This is a genomic window from Burkholderia semiarida (assembly GCF_029268935.1).
Taxonomy (GTDB): Bacteria; Pseudomonadota; Gammaproteobacteria; order Burkholderiales; family Burkholderiaceae; genus Burkholderia; species Burkholderia semiarida.
This window is the reverse complement of record NZ_JAHLCL010000010.1, coordinates 26079-43890: the sequence shown is the minus strand read 5'-3', so window position 1 is coordinate 43890 and position 17812 is coordinate 26079. Positions and strand designations below refer to the sequence as shown.

Annotated in this window: 18 protein-coding genes and 1 tRNA gene; 9 read left to right on the top strand and 10 right to left on the bottom strand. The window is 70.1% G+C overall.

The features are described from left to right. Window positions 1-11 precede the first annotated feature (11 nt). The 3 genes from KPB06_RS33135 to KPB06_RS33125 all read left to right on the top strand — a co-directional run bounded on the left by KPB06_RS33135 (window position 12) and on the right by KPB06_RS33125 (window position 1313). The gene (locus KPB06_RS33135; RefSeq protein WP_059578262.1) at window positions 12-812 is read left to right on the top strand and encodes a BON domain-containing protein; all 801 of its coding nucleotides are present in this window, start codon (window positions 12-14) and stop codon (window positions 810-812) included. After that, complete coding sequence (locus tag KPB06_RS33130) at window positions 809-1171, top strand: c-type cytochrome (RefSeq protein ID WP_059578167.1); 363 nt, start codon at window positions 809-811, stop codon at window positions 1169-1171. The genes KPB06_RS33135 and KPB06_RS33130 overlap by 4 nt, the downstream gene beginning before the upstream one ends. 66 nt (window positions 1172-1237) lie before the next feature. After that, window positions 1238-1313, top strand: a tRNA-Ala gene (locus KPB06_RS33125). 68 nt (window positions 1314-1381) lie between these two features. Here the strand turns inward: KPB06_RS33125 and KPB06_RS33120 are convergent. From KPB06_RS33120 to KPB06_RS33110, 3 genes are all read right to left on the bottom strand, one after another. Next, complete coding sequence (locus tag KPB06_RS33120; RefSeq protein ID WP_089464472.1) at window positions 1382-1693, bottom strand: hypothetical protein; 312 nt, start codon at window positions 1691-1693, stop codon at window positions 1382-1384. A gap of 125 nt (window positions 1694-1818) precedes the next feature. Beyond that, window positions 1819-3216 carry an enolase C-terminal domain-like protein gene (locus KPB06_RS33115; protein ID WP_275905633.1) on the bottom strand — a complete coding sequence of 466 codons (1398 nt, stop codon included), beginning with the start codon at window positions 3214-3216 and terminating at the stop codon, window positions 1819-1821. 62 nt (window positions 3217-3278) lie between these two features. Next, on the bottom strand, window positions 3279-4619 hold the full coding sequence (locus KPB06_RS33110; RefSeq protein ID WP_275905634.1) for an MFS transporter: 1341 nt from the start codon (window positions 4617-4619) through the stop codon (window positions 3279-3281). 331 nt (window positions 4620-4950) lie between these two features. Here KPB06_RS33110 and KPB06_RS33105 point away from each other — a divergent pair, with 331 nt between their 5' ends. Both KPB06_RS33105 and KPB06_RS33100 read left to right on the top strand, forming a co-directional pair. Next, on the top strand, window positions 4951-5592 hold the full coding sequence (locus KPB06_RS33105; RefSeq protein ID WP_275905635.1) for a DUF2239 family protein: 642 nt from the start codon (window positions 4951-4953) through the stop codon (window positions 5590-5592). Window positions 5593-5607: 15 nt separating this feature from the next. Then, window positions 5608-6939 (top strand): carotenoid oxygenase family protein, encoded by a 1332-nt coding sequence (locus tag KPB06_RS33100; RefSeq protein WP_275905636.1) that lies wholly within the window; start codon window positions 5608-5610, stop codon window positions 6937-6939. A 19-nt stretch (window positions 6940-6958) separates the two neighbouring features. On the opposite strand, the gene KPB06_RS33095 is transcribed toward KPB06_RS33100, so the two are convergent. The 4 genes from KPB06_RS33095 to KPB06_RS33080 are packed head-to-tail and all read right to left on the bottom strand — an operon-like array spanning window position 6959 to window position 11219. Then, entirely contained in the window at window positions 6959-8125 is a 1167-nt protein-coding gene (locus tag KPB06_RS33095; protein WP_059643682.1) for an ABC transporter permease, read from the bottom strand. Window positions 8126-8133: 8 nt separating this feature from the next. Continuing rightward, entirely contained in the window at window positions 8134-9288 is a 1155-nt protein-coding gene (locus KPB06_RS33090; protein ID WP_060008773.1) for an ABC transporter permease, read from the bottom strand. Between the two features lie 21 nt (window positions 9289-9309). Next, window positions 9310-10008: an ABC transporter ATP-binding protein gene (locus KPB06_RS33085; protein ID WP_059578184.1), complete on the bottom strand. Its 699-nt coding sequence runs from the start codon at window positions 10006-10008 to the stop codon at window positions 9310-9312. Window positions 10009-10013: 5 nt separating this feature from the next. Further along, window positions 10014-11219, bottom strand: coding sequence for an efflux RND transporter periplasmic adaptor subunit (locus tag KPB06_RS33080; protein ID WP_104011775.1), 1206 nt, complete (start codon window positions 11217-11219; stop codon window positions 10014-10016). 359 nt (window positions 11220-11578) lie between these two features. On the opposite strand from KPB06_RS33080, the gene KPB06_RS33075 reads away from it, so the two are divergent. Then, window positions 11579-11812, top strand: coding sequence for a hypothetical protein (locus tag KPB06_RS33075; protein ID WP_023477920.1), 234 nt, complete (start codon window positions 11579-11581; stop codon window positions 11810-11812). 78 nt (window positions 11813-11890) lie between these two features. Here KPB06_RS33075 and KPB06_RS33070 read toward each other — a convergent pair whose 3' ends face one another. Continuing rightward, entirely contained in the window at window positions 11891-12679 is a 789-nt protein-coding gene (locus KPB06_RS33070) for a Mut7-C RNAse domain-containing protein (RefSeq protein WP_104011776.1), read from the bottom strand. Between the two features lie 67 nt (window positions 12680-12746). Here KPB06_RS33070 and KPB06_RS33065 point away from each other — a divergent pair, with 67 nt between their 5' ends. Further along, window positions 12747-13655, top strand: coding sequence for an NAD(P)-dependent oxidoreductase (locus tag KPB06_RS33065; RefSeq protein ID WP_226094309.1), 909 nt, complete (start codon window positions 12747-12749; stop codon window positions 13653-13655). Between the two features lie 72 nt (window positions 13656-13727). Next, window positions 13728-14363, top strand: a complete 636-nt coding sequence (locus tag KPB06_RS33060) for a LysE family translocator (protein ID WP_059643694.1) — start codon at window positions 13728-13730, stop codon at window positions 14361-14363. Window positions 14364-14452: 89 nt separating this feature from the next. Here the strand turns inward: KPB06_RS33060 and KPB06_RS33055 are convergent, their stop codons facing one another. After that, a complete protein-coding gene (locus KPB06_RS33055) occupies window positions 14453-15754 on the bottom strand; it encodes an MFS transporter (RefSeq protein WP_275905637.1) in 1302 nt (433 codons plus the stop codon). 97 nt (window positions 15755-15851) lie between these two features. Here KPB06_RS33055 and KPB06_RS33050 point away from each other — a divergent pair, with 97 nt between their 5' ends. Beyond that, window positions 15852-16781, top strand: coding sequence for a LysR family transcriptional regulator (locus KPB06_RS33050; protein WP_226291536.1), 930 nt, complete (start codon window positions 15852-15854; stop codon window positions 16779-16781). Window positions 16782-16966: 185 nt separating this feature from the next. Here the strand turns inward: KPB06_RS33050 and KPB06_RS33045 are convergent, their stop codons facing one another. After that, window positions 16967-17800: an OmpW/AlkL family protein gene (locus KPB06_RS33045; protein ID WP_060966385.1), complete on the bottom strand. Its 834-nt coding sequence runs from the start codon at window positions 17798-17800 to the stop codon at window positions 16967-16969. Between the last annotated feature and the right edge of the window lie 12 nt (window positions 17801-17812).

Below are 17812 nucleotides of genomic sequence, written 5' to 3'. Positions count from 1 at the left end.
GAGAGCCGTCGATGAATCAAAGCCGCGTCAAACAGACGCTCGTCAGAACCACGCTGCTCGCCGCGCTGACGGCGGGCCTCGCCGTGTCGCTGCAGGGCTGTGTGCTCGGGGTCGTGGGCGCAGCGGCCGGCGGCGGCGCGCTGATCGCGACCGATCGCCGTACGCTCGGCGCGCAGACGGAGGATCGCGAGATCCAGGTCAAGTCGCTCTCGCAGATCAACAACGGGCTGCCGGACCAGTCGCACGTGAACGTGACGGTGTTCAACCGCCGCGTGCTGCTGACGGGCGAGGTGCCGAACGATGCGTCGAAGCAGCGCGCCGAGGAAATCGTGCGTGGCATCAACAACGTGAACGGCATCGTCAACGAACTGTCGGTCGGGCCCGCGTCGTCGCTGTCGTCGCGCGCGAACGACTCGTACCTCGAAGGGCGCGTGAAGTCCGAGCTGATCGCGACGAAGGGCATCTCGGCGAACTACTATAAGGTCGTTGCCGAACGCGGCAATCTTTACCTGATGGGGCTCGTGACGGTGGACGAAGGCAATCGCGGCGCGGAAGCCGCGAGCCAGGTGCCGGGCGTCGAGAAGGTCGTGAAGGTGTTCCAATACGTGAAGCCGCAGGACGCGCAGGCGCTGCAGGACGCGTCGCCCGCGAGCGGCGCATCCGGCGCGCAGGCGGCTGCCGCACCGGCGGACAGCGCGACGGTCGGCGCGGTGCCCGACGCGTCGGTGCAGTCCACGCCGCTGCAGCCGCCCGCGCCGATCTCGAATTCGTCGAGCGTGCATCCCGGCAATCCGAAGGCGAAGGCGCAATGACGGGCATGCAGATGAAGCAGATGAAACGCTGGATGGTGCACGGTGGCGCGGCCATGGCGCTCGTGGCCGGCACGCTGGGCGCGGCTCACGCGGACGTCGGCGACGGCCTGAAAGTGGCGCGCGGCAACGCGTGCATGGGCTGCCACGCGGTCGACCGCAAGCTCGTCGGCCCGTCGTTCAAGGACATCGCCGCTCGCTACAAGTCCGATCCGCAGGCCGTCGCGAAGCTGTCGAAGAAGGTGAAGGACGGCGGTTCGGGCGTGTGGGGCGCGATTCCGATGCCCGCGCATCCGCGCATGAGCGACGCCGACGTCCGGTCGGTGGTCGAATGGGTGCTGGCCGGCGCGCCGTCAAAGTAACGCGTCGCGCGTGACGTAACCCCTATTGCCAAGCGTGGAAATGCGTGTGTATGATGGTCGACTGTTGGGGCGGTAGCTCAGCTGGGAGAGCGTCGCGTTCGCAATGCGAAGGTCGGGAGTTCGATCCTCCTCCGCTCCACCAACGGAATTTGAAAGGCCCGATCGCAAGATCGGGCCTTTTTGTTTTCCGCAAGCCATGGGCGCGACGCGCTAGGTCGCCAACTGGCAGGCCAACCTGAACGCAGGCACCGACAGCACGGCGAACCCCACCGTCATGGCCGCGAGCACCGCGGTTCTTCTCCGCAGCAGCACGCACAGGGCGATCGACAGCCCGTAGACCGCGCAGGTCAAAATGATGATCCACCCGAGCGTCGCGTAGCCCGCACCGCCTTCGAAATTCGACACGTTCCGCGTGATCCGGGTCGCGACATAGCCGGCGACGGTCACGCTCGCGGGCAGGCACAGCGCCGAATACAGCACGAAGACGATGATCTGCCGCGGTGTCGGGCCGGATGACGTCATGAAAAGCGATATTTGCGAATGGACGAGGAGCGCCCGACCGTCCGCCGCACGGGTCGATCCAGGCAGCCGGCAGGATGCGGCCGTTTCCCGTATTTGGCAACCGCCCCCGTCAGCACACCGCCCCGTCACCCGCGCCCGAAACTCGGCCGCTTCGGATCGTACGTCCACCCCGGCACCAGATAGCGCATCGCCACCGCATCGTCGCGCGCGGTGCCGCCCACCTGCCGGTACAGCGCATGCGCGGCCTCGACCTGTGCCATGTCCAGCTCGATGCCGAGCCCCGGCCGTTCCGGCACGGCCACCTTGCCGCCGACGATCGCGAGCGGCTCGCGCGTGAGCCGCGCGTCGCCTTCCTGCCAGATCCAGTGCGTGTCGATCGCGGTGATCGTGCCGGGCGCGGCCGCCGCCGCATGCGTGAACATCGCGAGCGACACGTCGAAGTGGTTGTTCGAGTGCGAGCCCCACGTGAGCCCCCAGTCGCGGCACAGCTGCGCGAGCCGCACCGAGCCCTGCATCGTCCAGAAATGCGGATCGGCGAGCGGGATGTCGACCGCCTGCAGCCGCACCGCATGATCCATCTGCCGCCAGTCGGTCGCGATCATGTTGGTCGCGGTCGGGATCCCCGTCGCGCGGCGGAATTCGGCCATCACCTCGCGGCCCGAATAGCCGCCTTCCGGCCCGCACGGATCTTCCGCGTACGCGAGCAGGTGGCCTTGCCCGCGGCACAGCGCGACGGCCTCGTCGAGCGACCACGCGCCGTTCGGATCGAGCGTCGTGCGCGCGTCGGGAAAGCGCGACTTGATCGCCGCGATCGCTTCCATCTCGTCCGCGCCGGCCATCACCCCGCCCTTCAGCTTGAAATCGGCGAAACCGTAGCGCTCGACCGCCGCTTCGGCCTGCCGCGCGATCGCGGCCGGCGTGAGCGCCGCTTCGTTGCGCAGCCGGAACCAGGCATCCGAAGCGTGCGCCTCGTCGCGATACGGCAGATCGGTGCGGCGCCGGTCGCCGATGTAGAACAGGTACGCGAGCATCGGCACCGCGTCGCGCTGCTGGCCTTCGCCGAGCAGCGCCGCGACCGGCACGTCGAGATGCTGGCCGAGCAGGTCGAGCAGCGCGGCCTCGATCGCGGTGATCACGTTGTCGAGCCGCAGATTGATCTCGTGCGGCTGGCGCAGCACGGCCGCCTCGCCGGCCGACGTCACTTCGTGGCGGATCGTGCGCCCGGCGCCGGGACCGGCGCCGGACAGCGCCGCGCGCACCGCGTTGAGCGTCGCCTGGTAGCGCCCGATCGGCTGCCCGACCACGCGATCCGTCATGCGCTCGAGCGCGTGGCGGATGCCTTCGCCGCCCGGCACTTCGCCGACGCCCGTATGCCCGCTGCTGTCGTCGAGGATCACGAGGTTGCGCGTGAAGTATGGCGCGTGCGCGCCGCACAGGTTGAGCAGCATGCTGTCGCGGCCGGCGACGGGAATCACCTGCATGCGCGTGATGCGCGGGGTGCCGGCACGGCTGGGTTCGGACATCGGTTCGCTCCTGGTTCCGGTGGCGCGCGGGCCGACGGACGCGCCGGCGCGGCCCGCGCGGTTCATTGAAGCTCGACGCGGCGGATCTCGCCGACGACGAACAGGTAGCAGATCACGGCGACGAGCGCGTGCGCGACGACATAGACGAGCGCGCCGTTGAACGACCCGCTGCGGTCGACGATATAGCCGATCGCGATCGGCGTCGTGATGCTGGAAAGGTTGCCGCAGGTGTTGAGCAGCGCGCCGCTCAGCCCGGCGATCTGGCGCGGCGCGGTGTCGGCGTTGACGGCCCAGCCGAGCGCGCCGAGCCCCTTGCCGAAGAACGACAGCGCCATGAACAGCACGACGAGCACGTGCGAATCGGTGTAGTTGCAGACGATCATCGACATCGACAGCAGCATGCCGATCACGATCGGCACCTTGCGCGCGACCGACAGCGAGCGGCCCTGCCTGAGCAGCGCATCGGACACGACGCCGCCGAGAATCCCGCCAAGGAAGCCGCACACGGCGGGAATCGACGCGACGAGCCCCGCGTTGAGGATCGACATCCCGCGCGCCTGCACCAGATAGACGGGAAACCACGTGATGAAGAAGTAGGTGAGCGCGTTGATGCAGTACTGCGCGACGTACACGCCGACCAGCATCCGGTTGCGCAGCAGCGCCTTCACGTGGCGCATAGACGGGCCGCCGTCGCGCCCGCCCGTCGCCTGGTCGATGTTGACGAGCGCACCGCCTTCGGCGAGGTAGTCGAGTTCCGCGCGGTTGATGCTCGGGTGCTCCTTCGGGTCGTACATCGTGCGGTTCCACACCAGCACGAACGCGAAGCCGAGCACGCCCATCACCGCGAACACCGCCTGCCAGCCGAACGCGTGCACGAGCCAGCCCATCAGCGGCGCGAACACGACGGTCGCCGCGTACTGCGCGGCGTTGAAGATCGCCGACGCGGTGCCGCGTTCGGCGGCCGGGAACCACGCGGACACGATCCGGCTGTTGGCGGGGAACGACGGCGCCTCGGCCGCGCCGACCAGGAACCGCAGCCCGAACAGCAGCGCGAACGCGGCCGCGCCGCCGAAGAAGCCGATGCCGCCCTGCAGCAGCGTGAACAGCGACCAGAAGAAGATGCTGAATGCGTAGACGATGCGCGATCCGTAGCGGTCGAGCAGCCAGCCGCCCGGCAGTTGCGCGACCACGTACGACCAGCCGAACGCGGAAAAGATGAAGCCCATCTGCACGTGGCTCAGGTGCAGCGCGCGGGCGAGGCTCGGGCCCGCGATCGCGATGGCCGCACGATCCGCGTAGTTGATCGTCGTGACCGCGAACAGGACGGCGAGCACCAGCCAGCGCACGCGGGTGCGCCGGGCCGTTGCCGACGCGGACGCCGGCAGCGCGTGAAGCGGATTCATGACTTGTCTCCTCCGAAGGGCGGAAGGTGCCGTCGTGCGGCAGGCGCGTCGGTGCGCGCGTGATGTGGGTGGATGCCGCCGGCGGGAGGCCGGGCACCGGACGCCGATGCGAGGGCGTCCGGGCCATTCTGTCATGTCGAAACTTGCGTTTTCATGCCAATTGCTGACTTGATCGATTCAGCATTTGAATCGATCGGGCGAGGTTCCCCGCGGTCGACCCCGCAGGATGGGAACTCGATGAGGGCAATGTTTTTACCCGGATAATATTGACATCCGATTAATACCCGGATAAAAATTGCGTCATTCCGATTTCAGCCTGCGGGCGACCACGATGACCTCCTCCACGCTCCTTCCTTCGTACACGGCCTTCGACGGCCACCGGCGGCTCGCGTCGGGCCCGCTCGCGACGGTCGCGCTCGCTGCCCGGCAGGCGGCCGGCGACGCGACGTCCGGCACGATCCTGATCTTCGACGACGCGACGGGCCGCTCGATCGACCTCGACCTGCGCGGCACCGCGGACGACGTCCGCGCGCGCTATGCGGTGCCGTCGGGCGGCGCATCCGGAGCGTCCGGCGGCGCCGGCGAGCCGGCAGGCGCGGGCGCCGGCGAACAGCGCGGCCGCGGCCGGCCGAAGCTCGGCGTGGTGTCGCGCGAGGTCACGCTGCTGCCGCGTCACTGGGAATGGCTCGGCGCGCAGCCGGGCGGCGCGTCGGTGGCGCTGCGCAAGCTGGTCGAGGACGCGCGGCGCACGCATGCGGCGGCCGACCGGCGCCGCGACGCGCAGGCGCGCGCGTACCACTTCATGTCCGCGATGGCGGGCGACCTGCCCGGTTTCGAGGAGGCCGCGCGGGCGCTGTATGCGAACGACCCGGCGCGGCTGGCCGAGCTGATCGCCGGCTGGCCGGACGACGTGCGCGACCATGCGCTCGCGCTGGCGCGCGGCGATCTGCCGCCGGCCGCCGAAGACTGCTGACGGAGCGCCGATGCGATGACCGTATTCGACCTGAACCGCGGCGCGATCGCGCCGGTTGCCGACGAAGTCGACTTCTTCGACCTGCGCGTGACGGGCACCCTTCCGCGCGAACTCGACGGCACGTTGCTGCGCAACGGCCCGAACCCGCCGGGCGGCCGCTTCGAAGGCAACGACCTGCTGTCGTGGTGGCCGGAGGCCGCGATGCTGCACGCGATCGCGTTCGACGACGGCCGCGCGGCCGGCTACCGGAACCGCTGGGCGCGCACGCGGCGCTGGGCCGCCGTGCACGCGCCCGCGCGGGCGCCGCATCTGCCCGACACCAATCCGAACGTGAACGTGCTGCAGCATGCGGGCGAATTGCTCGCGCTGGCCGAGGGCGGCGCGCCGCTCGCGATCACCGCCGCGCTCGATTCGCTCGGCATGCCGGCGCGGCACGCGGGCTTCGACGGCGGGATGGCCGCGCATCCGAAGGTCGACCCGGCAACGGACGAGCTGATCCTGTTCCGCGCGGACTGGCGTGCGCCCTGGCTGCGCTACGGCGTGATCGACGCGACGGGCGTGAAGCGCGTCGATCTCGAGATCGAGCTGGGCGCGCCGTCGATGATGCACGACCTCGCGATCACCGAAACCCGCAGCCTGCTGCTCGACCTGAACGTCGGCTACGACTTCTCGCTGCTGAAGCAGGGCCACCGGATGCCGCTGCGCTGGCACGACGACCGGCCCGCGCGCATCGGCGTGCTGTCGCGCCACGGCGGCGACGTGCGCTGGTTCGACGTCGAGCCGTGTTTCATCCAGCACGTCGTCAACGCGTACGACTGCGACGCATCGTGCATCGTGCTCGACGCGGTGCGCTATCCGTCGTTCCTGCGGCTCGACGCGCGCACGGGCCGCTTCGCCGACGACCCGGTCGGCGAGCTGTGGCGCTATGTGATCGATACCGCGAACGGGCTGATCGACGAAGGGCCGCTCGCCGACGGCGGCATCGAGCTGCCGCGCATCAACGAAACCCGCACCGGGCGCCGCTACCGCTATCTCTATGCGGCCGAGCAGCCGAACAACGCGGAAATGCGCGGCGTGATGCGCTTCGACCACGCGCGCGGCACGACGATGCACTATGCGGTGCCGGCCGGCGACCAGAACGGCGAGCCGGTGTTCGTGCCGCGCCCGGGCGGCGCCGACGAGGACGACGGCTGGCTGCTGGTGATGGTCTACCGCGCGGCGACGGATACGAGCGACGTCGTGATCCTCGATGCGCGCGCGATCGACGCGGGGCCGGTCGCGACCGTGCATCTGCCGCGGCGCGTGCCGGCCGGGTTCCACGGCGCGTGGGTGCCGCGCGAACGTTGAACGTGAGCGGCGGCGCGCGTCACTGCGCGCGCAGCGCGTCGACGATCTTCAGCCGCGCCGCGCGCATCGCCGGCAGGAACCCGCCGACGAGCCCCATCACGAGCGAGAACCCGAGCGTCTTCACGACGATCGCGGGCGTCAGCACGAAGCGGAACGACAGGTCCGAGAAGGTCTGGAAGTTGGTCGTCGAGAATGACGCGAACTGCATCAGCGACGCGCACGCGAGCCCCGCGACGCCGCCGACGAAGCCGAGCAGCAGCGCCTCCAGCAGGAACGCGGCGAGCACGTTGGTGCGCTTGAAGCCGAGCGCGCGCAGCGTGCCGATCTCGGCCACGCGGTTCGCGACCGACGCATACATCGTGATCATCGCGCCGATCATCGCGGCGATCGAGAAGATCGTCGACAGCGTGATGCCGAGGATGTTGATGAACGTCGACAGCGCCTTCGACTGGTCGCCGTAGAAGGTCTGCTCGCGCTTGGCCTCGTCGGTCAGGCGCGGGTCGACGTCGATGTCGGCCTTGAAGCGCGCGAAGCCGTCCGCGCTCGGAATGCGCAGCACCATCGACGAATAGCTGGTGCGCCGGAACGACTGCATCAACTGGTCGACGTCGCCCCAGATCTCCGAATCGAAGCCGCTGCCGCCCGCGTCGAACACGCCGACGATGGTCCAGTCGCGCTGCGCGAAATGCAGGCGGTCGCCGAGCTGCGTGCCGCTGAAGCCTTTCGCGATCGCGCTGCCGACGACGATCTCCGACGAGCCGGGCGCGAAGGTCCGGCCGGCCGCGAGCTTCACGTGCGGACGCAGCGCGAGGCCGGCCGGCGACACGCCGCGGATCACGACGTTCGACGGCTTGCCGCTCGACGTCTTCACGAGCGAGATCAGCACCACGGCTTCCTTCGACACGAGCGGCCGGCCGTCGGGGCCGAGCGCGACGGCCGGGTGCATCTCGAGCGCGTTGGCCTGCTGATGGTCGATCGAACTCTGGATCTCGGTCTCGGCGCCCTTGCGGATCACCACCGCGTTGTCGGGTTCGCCGGTCGACACGAGCGTTTTCGTGAGGCCCGCATCGAGCATCTGCACCGTCGCGAACACGAAGATCACGAGCGCCATCCCGCCCGCGGTCAACGCGGTGGTGAGCCGCCGGGTCCACAGGTTGCGCGCGATGTAGGTGAGCGGGATCGCCATGTGCGTCGCTATCCGATCGCCCGCAGGCCTTCGACCACGCGCACGCGCGCGGCCTGCCACGCCGGCACGAGCGCGGCCGCGAGGCCGACCGCGACCGAGCACGCGGCCTGCAGCACGACCGTCCCGGTCGATACCTTGAACACCGGGAAGATGCCGCCTGCCGCCTGCTTGAACAGGCTCGCGGCGGGCGGCGTCGCGAGGATCCCGAGCGCGCCGCCGACCACCGCGATCACGACCGATTCGCCGAACACGATCAGCGCGAGAAACCCGGGGCCGAAGCCGAGCGCCTTCAGCGTCGCGTATTCGGCCGTGCGCTCGCGCGCGCTCATCGCCATCGCGTTGGCCATCACCGCCATGATGATCAGGATCACCACGTACGACACCAGGCGAATCGCCGCGATGATCTGGTTCGACATCGCGACGAAGCCGAGCTGGAACGCCTGCTCGGTCTCGGTGAGTGTCTCGGCGAGCGAGTTCTTGAACACCGCGTCGACGTTGCGCGCGATCGCGGCGCCGTCGTCGGGGTTCGCGACGCCGAGCACGAACACGCCGACCTGGTCGGCCTGCTTCGGCGTGCGCTTGCGCACCGTCTCGTTCAGGTAATCCCAGTGGAACACCAGTTGGCGCGTGATCGTCGAATCGTCGCGGCCGTCGAGAATCCCGCGCACGACGAAATCCCACGTGCCCGGATAGATCGTGCCCTTCAGCGGGATCACGTCGCCGACCTTGAAGCCGAACTGCGTCGCGAGCTGCCGGCCCACCAGGCAGCCGCGGCGGTCGCGGTCGTAGTCGGCGCGCTGCTGCGCCGGCAGGATGAATTCGGGATACAGGTCGAGGTAGTTCTCCGACACCGCGAAGCTCGCGAAGAAGTTTTTCGGGTCGCGATAGATGCCGCCGAACCAGTTCGAGCGGACCACGGCCGTCACGCCGTCGACGCCGCGGATCCGGTTCTCGTAGCTCACCGGCAGCGGAAACACCAGCGAGATCGCGTTGCGCGTGACGAGCCGTCCGCTGGACGCGGCCGCCGCGCCCGCGTACCACGCGTCGACGACGGTGTGCAGCAGCCCGAACGCGAGCACGGCGATCGTGAGCCCGAGCACGGTCAGCAGCGTGCGCAGCCGGTGCCGCAGCGCATTGCGCGCGATCAGCTTCAGCACATACACGGCGCGCGCTCCTGTCGCCGCTCAGCCGGCGTGCCCATCGATCAGCTCCCCCTTTTCCAGATGGACGAGCGAGCGCGCGGCGCCGGCCGCGTGCGCGTCGTGCGTCACCATGATGATCGTCTTGCCGAGCTCGGCATTCATCCGCTGCAGCATCGCGAGCACGTCGGTGGCCGACGCGCGGTCGAGGTCGCCGGTCGGCTCGTCGGCGACGATCAGCACCGGATCGGTGATCAATGCGCGCGCGATCGCGACGCGCTGCTGCTGGCCGCCCGACAGCTCGGACGGGTAATGGCTCGTGCGGTCGCCGAGATTCACCATGTCGAGCACGAGCTCGACGCGTTCGCGCCGCTCGCGGCGCGACAGGTGCGTGAGCATCAGCGGCAGCTCGACGTTCTCGAACGCGGTGAGCACGGGCATCAGGTTGTAGAACTGGAAGATGAAGCCGACGTTCGCCGCGCGCCATTCGGCCAGTTGCGCCTCGGCGAGTTGCGAGATGTCGAGTCCGCCCACGCGCAGCTCGCCGCTGTCGGGCCGGTCGATGCCGGCCACGAGGTTCAGCAGCGTGCTCTTGCCGGAGCCCGATGGCCCCATCAGCGCGACGAAGTCGCCTTCGCCGATGTCGAGCGTGATGTCGGTCAGCACGGGCACGATCTGGTTGCCGCGCCGGTACGACTTCGCGACGTGGCTGAGCTCGACGAGGGGCGGTTGGGCGTCGTTCACGCGCGCTACTTCTTCGCGACGGTCACGTTCGCGCCGTCCTTCAGCTTCGCGCCCGGGGCGAGCACGACCGTGTCGCCGGGTTTCACGCCGCGCACCGCGACGAGCTCGCCGATCCGCGCGCCCTTCGTCACGGCCACCGCATGCACGGCGTCGTCCTTCACGACGAACACGACCGGCCGGCCGTCGCGCTCGACCACCGCGCTCGCCTGCACGGCCGTCACCGGCTGCCGGTCCTGCGGCGACGCGGGTTTCGACAGGAACGCGATCTTCGCGCTCATGTCGGGCAGCACGCGCTCGTCGCGGTCGACGAAGCGCACCTTCACGAGCACGGTGGCCTTCGAGCGGTCGACGGTCGGCACGATGCGCGACACGCGCCCCGCGAAGCGCATGTCGGGCAGCGCGTCGAGCTGGATCTCGCACGGCTGCTCCGCGCGGATCTTCGCGATGTTCGATTCGGCGACGTCGGCCTCGACTTCGAGCGTTTCCATGTCGGCGATCGTCACGACCGCGCCCTTGCTGTCCGACGCGGACGAGAACGGTGTGATGTTGTCGCCGACGTTCGCATGCTTGGCGAGCACGATGCCGTCGAACGGCGCGCGGATCACCGTCTGGTCGACCGCCACCTGCGCGGCTTGCGCGTTCGCTTCGGCCGACGCGATCGCGGCCTGGTCGCTGGCGAGCGTCGCGCGCGCCTTGTTCACGCGGGCCGTGTCGGTGTCGAGCTGCGCGGCCGGCACGGCCCCGCGCGGCGCGAGTGCGGCCGTGCGGCGCAACGCGATCTCCGCATCCTTGAGCTCGGCCTGCGCGACGCCGAGGTTCGCGCGGGACACCTGCACCTGCGCGCGGGCCTGCCCGAGCGACGCCTGCACGTCGCTGCTTTCGAGGCGCGCGATGATCTCGTTCTGCTTCACGCGCGTGCCTTCGAGCACGCCGAGCCACTCGACGCGCCCCTGGCCCTTCGACGCGACCGCGGCCTTGCGCTGCGGCACGACGTAGCCGGTCGCATTGAGCTGCATGTCGTTCTGGTACGGGTAGGCGGACGTGACGGACGTGGTGTCGACGCTTGGCCGGCCGGTGAGCGCGAGGCCGGCGCCGATCGCGACGACGACGAGCGCGGCGGCGAACGCATAGCGCGCCCACCGGCGCCGGCGCGGCGCCGGTGCGAGCGGACGCCGGTCGATTTTCAGTTTGTCCAGATTGTGATCGGGCAATTTGAGCGCCTCGAGACGGCGGCGGTCGTGCGACCGGCCGCGATCCGGTTTCCCGGGAAAGGGACGGATGGACGCCAGTATAAGCGTCGCCTCGGCGCCGCGCGAGCCGGTTTGCGGCGCGGTGCGACGGCGGCTCCCCCGGCTTGCCGGTACCGGGTGACGCGGCGGCCCCCGGGAAAACCCGAGGATGCAGGCAACGTGTCAACTTGCCGCGAACGCGGTGCGTTATGGAACCAGTGCGTCAGGTTTCGTCGCGACGGAACGGCGAAAGCCGGCCTCGCGGCCTGGGGCTCCGGTGCGAATGCCTCGCATCTTTAATTACCGGTACGTTTGATTTTTTCTCCGCTAAAGGAAAAACAATGAAGAAGACGCTCGCTTCGATCATCGCCGCAGCATTCGCGCTCGCATCGGTTTCGGCATTCGCACAGGCGTCCGCGCCGGCAGCCGACACGCCGGCTGCCGCATCGGCACCGGCCAAGAAGGATCACAGCAAGCCGAAGCACCAGCTGAAGCACCACGGTTCGAAGAAGGGCCAGGCGAAGGCCGCAGCCGCATCGGCCGCCGGCACGAACGACGCAGGCACGCAGAACTAAGCGGTTCGCCGCCACGGCCGGCGTTGCCGGCCATCGATCGGCCAGCCCCGCATGCTCCGGCATGCGGGGTTTTGTTTTTCAGGCGCCGAATTCGCCGGGTTCGTCGGATTCGCCCGGTTCGTCGAGCCGAACGGGCGGCGGCGCGCGCATCGCGTCGACCACCGTGCGCATGCGCCGCCAGTGCGAGCCTTCCCAGAACACGCGCCGGCACACGTCGCACGCGACGAAGCGCCGCTGCCGCTGCCGGACGCCCGCCGGCACGCGCGGCGCGGCGGCGGCCGCGTCGAGCGGATGCAGCGGCGCGTTGCAGCGCAGGCACAGCCGGAACGGCCGCATGTGCGGGGCGAGATCGAGCCGCTCGAACAGTTCGCGCAACTGCTCGGCCGGCTGCCGCGCATGGAGATAGCAGCCGCGCACGACCGCACGCCGCTTGAGCAGCTCGCGGTCGCGGGTCAGCACGATCCGGTGCTCGCGCTCGGCCAGCGCCGCGAGTTCGTCGTCGCGGTAGTGGTTGTCGTAGCAGGTGTCGAAGCCGGCGAGGCGCAGCAGTTGCGCGAGGCCGCCGAGATGCGCGTCGGCGACGAAGCGCCATGACGCCGGCGGCAGTCCGGTGGCACCGTTGGCCGCCGGCCGCGCGCGCTCGGGAAAGACGTCGACGCGGTCGCCGTCGTCGAGCGGGCGGTCGAGCGCGGCCGGCGCGTCGTTCACGCACAGCCGGCCGATTTCGGTATGCGGGACGCCGAGCGCCTCGATCGCGTGCTTCACCGTCGCATCGCGCGCGCACGCGTGGGCGAACGCCCGATCGCGCCGCGGGCGCGCGAGAAAGGCGTTCAGTTCGCCGTGAAAGCGGAAGGTCGCGGTCGCCATTCGTGCAGTATCGCACCGCGCCGGCCGGCCGGCGGCAGGCGGCAGGCGCTGCAGACCGTCGGCATCTGTGTTTAACTCGCGGCTTCACGGAGCGAAGGAGCGGGTGATGGATCTCGGGTTTATCGGGCTGGGCGAAATGGGGCAGGCGATCGCGACGAACCTGCTGAAGGCGGGCCACACGGTGCGGGTCTGGAACCGCTCGCGCGAGCGGGCCGAGCCGCTCGCGGCGTTCGGCGCGCGGATCGTCGACACGCCGGCCGACGCGTTCCGCGGCGACGCCGTGTTCTCGATGCTCGGCGACGATGCGGCCGCGCGCGCGGTGTTCGACGACGCGCTGCTGGCCCAGGCGCCGCGCGGGCTGATCCACGTGAACATGGCGACGGTATCGGTCGCGCTCGCCGAGTCGCTCGCGCACGCGCATGCGTCGCGCGGCATCGACTATGTCGCCGCGCCGGTGATGGGGCGGCCCGACGTCGCGGCCGCCGCGCGCCTGACGATCATGGCCGGCGGTCCGGCCGAGGCGATCGACCGCGTGCAGCCGCTGTTCGACGCGATCGGCCAGAAGACCTGGCGGTTCGGCTCGCTGCCGCAGCACGCGAACGTCGCGAAGATCGCCGCGAACTTCACGCTCGCGTCGGCGATCGAGACGCTCGGCGAGGCATCCGCGCTGCTGGGCGCGCACGGCGTCGCGATGCGCGATTTCCTCGACGTGATCACCAGCAGCGTGTTTCCGGGGCCCGTCTACGAGGGCTACGGCGCGATGATCGCCGAGCGGCGCTACGAGCCCGCGCGCTTCAAGGCGCGGCTCGGGCTGAAGGACGTCCGGCTCGCGCTGGAGGCCGGCGACGCGACGTCGGTGCCGCTGCCGGTCGCGAGCGTCGTGCGCGACAGCCTGCTCGACGCGCTCGCGCACGGCGGCGGCGACCAGGATTTCGCGGTGCTCGGCGAAGCCGCGCTGCGCCGCGCCGGCCGCTGACATGCGACACAAGCGTCGTACGCACGGCATAATCGGCAGTTCGTTTTCCGTCCATTTCAGGCAGAGGCAGTCATGAACTTGCATACGTGGTGGCTTTTCGTGGCGACGGTGTTCGTCGTGTCGGCGATTCCGGGCCCGAACATGCTGCTCGTGATGACGCACGGCGCGCGGCACGGGCTGCGGCGTTCGTCCGCGACGATGGCCGGTTGCCTGAGCGCGCTGGTGCTGATGCTCGCGGTCTCCGCGGCCGGGCTCGGCGCGGTGCTCGAAGCATGGCCGGCGATGTTCAATGCGTTGCGCTTCGCGGGTGCGGCCTACCTGATCTATCTCGGCGTGAAGGCGTGGCGCGCACGCGTGGACGACGCGCCGGCGGCCGACGTCGATGCGGTGTCGCAACAGGCATCGGCATCGCGCGCGGCGCTGTTCCGCAACGGCTTCCTGGTCGCGGGCAGCAACCCGAAGGCGATCCTGTTCGCGGCCGCACTGCTGCCGCAGTTCATCAACGCGGCCGAGCCGACGCTGCCGCAGTTCGGCATCCTCGTCGTCACGTTCGCGGTGATCGAGGTGAGCTGGTATCTCGTCTACGCGGCGTTCGGCACGCGCATCGGCGCCACGCTGAAGAGCCAGAGCGTCGCGAAGGTGTTCAACCGGCTGACGGGCGGGCTGTTCGTCGGCTTCGGCGCGATGATGGCGCTGGTCCGTCACTGATTCCCGGCCGGCGCCGGTGTACCGAACGCCCCGTCCCTCGCGAGAGGGCGGGGCGTTCGGCTTTCGAGCGCCGCTTCACCGCTGCCCGCTTATGCACGCGGGCGATCGAACGCCGCGGCGCCCGCCGCGCGCCCGGCCGCCAGCCCGAACCCGGCCGCCGCGCCGGCGAACGCGAACCCGACGCCGCACACCGCGCTCCAGCCACCCCATGCCCATGCGCTGCCCGCAAGCGCCGCGCCGAGCGCGCCGCCGATGAAGAACAGCCCGACGAACAGCCCGTTCAGGCGTCCGCGCGCGGCCGGGTTCAGCAGGTTGATCGCGCGGCGGCCGATCGTCTGGTCGACGATCACGCCTGCGTCGAGCAGCGCCGCGCCGCCGGCCAGCAGCGCGAGCGCGAGGCTGCGATGCGCGTACATATCGAAGCCGAACCAGCCCGCGCCGGCGATCCCGAGCACGGTCAGGGCCGCGAGCATCGTGCCGTGCGCGAGCCGCTGCGCGGCCGCGCCGTGGCCGCGGTCGCCCGCGCGGCCGGCGAGCGGCGTGACGATCGCGCCGCTGGCGCCGGCGAACGCGAACAGCGCAATGCCGTGCAGGTCGAGCGCGAACGGCGGTTGCGCGAGCCGCAGCCCGACGGCGGTCCAGAATGCGCTGAACGCGGCCATCGCGAGCGCGGCCGACAGCGCATGCCGGCGCAGCACCGGCTCGTCGGCGAGCAGGCGTCCCATCGACGCGAGCAACGCGCGGTAGCTGGCCGTGATCGACGGCGTGCGCGCCGGCAGGCGCAGCGCGAGCACGACCGCGATCGCCGCGTTCGCGAGCGCGGCCAGAAGATAGAACGCGCGCCAGCCGGCCGAGCCCGCGATCAGGCTCGCGAGCGGCCGCGACAGCAGGATTCCGAGCATCAGCCCGCTCATCACGTTGCCGACCGCGCGGCCGCGCTGCGCTTCGGGCGCCATCGACGCGGCCATCGGCACCAGCATCTGGATCACGCTCGACGCGGCGCCGGCCGCGAGCGTCGCGAGCAGGAACACGGTGCCCGAGCGCGTGAAGGCGGGCAGCGCGAGCGCCGCCGCGCAGACGGCGAGCGTCGCGACGATCAGACGGCGGTTCTCGAGCAGGTCGACCAGCGGCACGAGCAACGCGAGCCCGGCCGCGTAGCCGAGCTGCGGCAGCATCGCGACGAGGCCGGCGAGGCCGGGCGGCAGGTGCAGGTCCGCGCTGATCGGGCCGGTCAGCGGTTGCGCGGCGAACAGGTTCATCACGATCACGCCGACCGTCGCGGCGAAGAACAGCGTCATGCCCGTGCTCAGCGCGGGCGGCGCGACGACGGACGGGGAAACGGCGGCGGACGGGGAAACGGCGGAGGGGCAGCGGTTGGCAGGGCAGTTCATCGGAAGGCTGGGTGGTGGGTCGAAGGAATTCCCATCCTAGGTGCCCGATGTTTATGCAACAATTGAAATATGTCTAACATGATTATGCGAGTTTGTTTTGAATACGCGTGATCTCCAGGCGTTCGTCGCGGTCGTCGACAGCGGGTCGATGGTGGCCGCGGCCGCGAAACTCCACCTGACGCAGCCGGGCCTGACGCGGCGCGTGCAGAACCTCGAGACGCTGCTCGGCGTGCCGCTGCTCGAACGGCAGAGCAAGCCGCTGAAGCCGACCGCCGCGGGGCGCGACGTCTACGCGCTCGCGCGCAACGTGCTCGGCGCGGTCGACGAGCTGATGGCGGCGGGCGCGCCGGACGGCGAGCCGTCCGGCGAGTTGCGCATCGGCGTGCCGCCGTTCCTGTCCGAGCTCGCGCTCGAGCGGCCGATCGACCGGCTGCGCGAGGCGTTCCCGCGCCTCACGCTGCGCGTGACGGCCGGCTGGTCGCCCGCGCTGGTGCAGGGCATCGAGCGCGGCGCGCTCGACGTCGCGACCGTGATGGTGCCGGCGAGCGCGGCGCTGCCCGACGCGTTGACGGCGACGCTGCTCGCCACGCAGCCGACGGTGCTCGTCGCCGCGCGCGATTTCCCGCTGCCGGACGGCCCGCTGTCGCTCGACACGCTGTCCGGTTTTCCGTGGGTGCTGAGCCAGGACGGCTGCGGGATGCGCTCGGCGCTGAGCCGCGCGCTCGGCGCGGCCGGGCTGCCGTTCGACGTCGCGGTGGAAGCGTTCGGCTCGGAGCTGCAGTTGTCGCTCGTCGCGCGCGGCGCCGGCATCGGCATCGCCGCGCCGAACGCGCTGGCGCGCAGCGCGCATCGCGACGCGCTGAGGGTGGTGGAAACGGCGGGGCTGGAAACGCGGATCAACGTGTGGATCGTGCACGGCACGTTGCCGGGCCGTCTCACGCGGCCTGTCGCGCTGCTGCGTAACGCGCTGGGCGAGGTGCTCGAACGGGAGAACGAAAAGGGGTCAGGCGCCGTCACGGCGAACTAGAGGCCGCATTCGAGGGAAAATCCTTATTTTCTCTACGGAAATGTTGCATTGCGGAAACCGATTCGCTATAGTGACACCTGTCTCCTCCATGTCTCCTCTGATATGGATTCAGCCCGCCACTTAGGCGGGCTTTTTTTTGCCTGCGATTGTGTCGCGGCCATCCATTCGCGCCGGCATCGCCGCGCTCAGAACTTGTACGTCATCCCGACGTAGCTGATGATCGGGTCCGCCTTCAGATCCGATTTCGACTCGGCGAGCACCGAGCCGTCGGCTGCCTTGATCGTCACCGTCGACGTCGTCTTCAGCGGGATGTAGGTCACCGACGCGACCAGCCCGAAGTGTTCCGTCAGGTTGTACTGCAGGCCCGCGTTGAACACCGGCTGCCACGACGACGACGCCTTCGCCTCCACCGAGGTCGTCCCCGGCTTGCCCGCGCCCGCCGCGAGGATCGCACCGAGGTTGTCCTGCGTCTGCTTGATGAAGTTCGTGTTGAGCTGCAGGGCGCTGAACCAGTTGTACGACACGCCAAGGCCGAGGAACGGCCGGAATTTCGCGGTCGCCTGCCCGAAGTAGTACTGCAGGATCACCGCCGGGCTCCACTGCCGCACGCTCTTCACGATCGGGTTGACCGACCCGAGCCCGATGTTCTGCGTGCCGAGCGCGCCCGCCGGGCCCGGCGGCTTGATCGTGCCCTGGCCCGACACCTTGAACACCGGCGGCACGCCGGCCACCGACGTGACCGCGATGTGGTCGGTCAGGAAGTGGCTGACCGTCAGGCCGACCGTGTCGGCGCCGCTCGTGTGCAGCCCGGTGCCCGCCGACGTGAACGACGGCGGCAGCCGCAGCGGCGTGTTGATCGGCGTCGGCGCGACGTTGGTCGTCATCGGCGTGCTGCTCTGCTGCGGCATGATGTGGAACCAGCCCAGCGTGACGACGTTGCTGCCGGCGCTCTGCGCGTGCGCGGCGAGCGGCGCCACGGCGGCGGCGCCGGCCGCCGCGCAGAGAAGGGTTTTCTTCATCACGGCTTTCCC

Excerpts from the sequence above, each read along its gene's own strand:
- KPB06_RS33135 (WP_059578262.1), top strand. The coding sequence starts at position 12 with ATGAATCAAAGCCGCGTCAAACAGACGCTCGTCAGAACCACGCTGCTC.
- KPB06_RS33130 (WP_059578167.1), top strand. The coding sequence starts at position 809 with ATGACGGGCATGCAGATGAAGCAGATGAAACGCTGGATGGTGCACGGT.
- KPB06_RS33120 (WP_089464472.1), bottom strand. The coding sequence starts at position 1,693 with ATGACGTCATCCGGCCCGACACCGCGGCAGATCATCGTCTTCGTGCTG.
- KPB06_RS33115 (WP_275905633.1), bottom strand. The coding sequence starts at position 3,216 with ATGTCCGAACCCAGCCGTGCCGGCACCCCGCGCATCACGCGCATGCAG.
- KPB06_RS33110 (WP_275905634.1), bottom strand. The coding sequence starts at position 4,619 with ATGAATCCGCTTCACGCGCTGCCGGCGTCCGCGTCGGCAACGGCCCGG.
- KPB06_RS33105 (WP_275905635.1), top strand. The coding sequence starts at position 4,951 with ATGACCTCCTCCACGCTCCTTCCTTCGTACACGGCCTTCGACGGCCAC.
- KPB06_RS33100 (WP_275905636.1), top strand. The coding sequence starts at position 5,608 with ATGACCGTATTCGACCTGAACCGCGGCGCGATCGCGCCGGTTGCCGAC.
- KPB06_RS33095 (WP_059643682.1), bottom strand. The coding sequence starts at position 8,125 with ATGGCGATCCCGCTCACCTACATCGCGCGCAACCTGTGGACCCGGCGG.
- KPB06_RS33075 (WP_023477920.1), top strand. The coding sequence starts at position 11,579 with ATGAAGAAGACGCTCGCTTCGATCATCGCCGCAGCATTCGCGCTCGCA.
- KPB06_RS33070 (WP_104011776.1), bottom strand. The coding sequence starts at position 12,679 with ATGGCGACCGCGACCTTCCGCTTTCACGGCGAACTGAACGCCTTTCTC.
- KPB06_RS33060 (WP_059643694.1), top strand. The coding sequence starts at position 13,728 with ATGAACTTGCATACGTGGTGGCTTTTCGTGGCGACGGTGTTCGTCGTG.
- KPB06_RS33055 (WP_275905637.1), bottom strand. The coding sequence starts at position 15,754 with ATGAACTGCCCTGCCAACCGCTGCCCCTCCGCCGTTTCCCCGTCCGCC.
- KPB06_RS33045 (WP_060966385.1), bottom strand. The coding sequence starts at position 17,800 with ATGAAGAAAACCCTTCTCTGCGCGGCGGCCGGCGCCGCCGCCGTGGCG.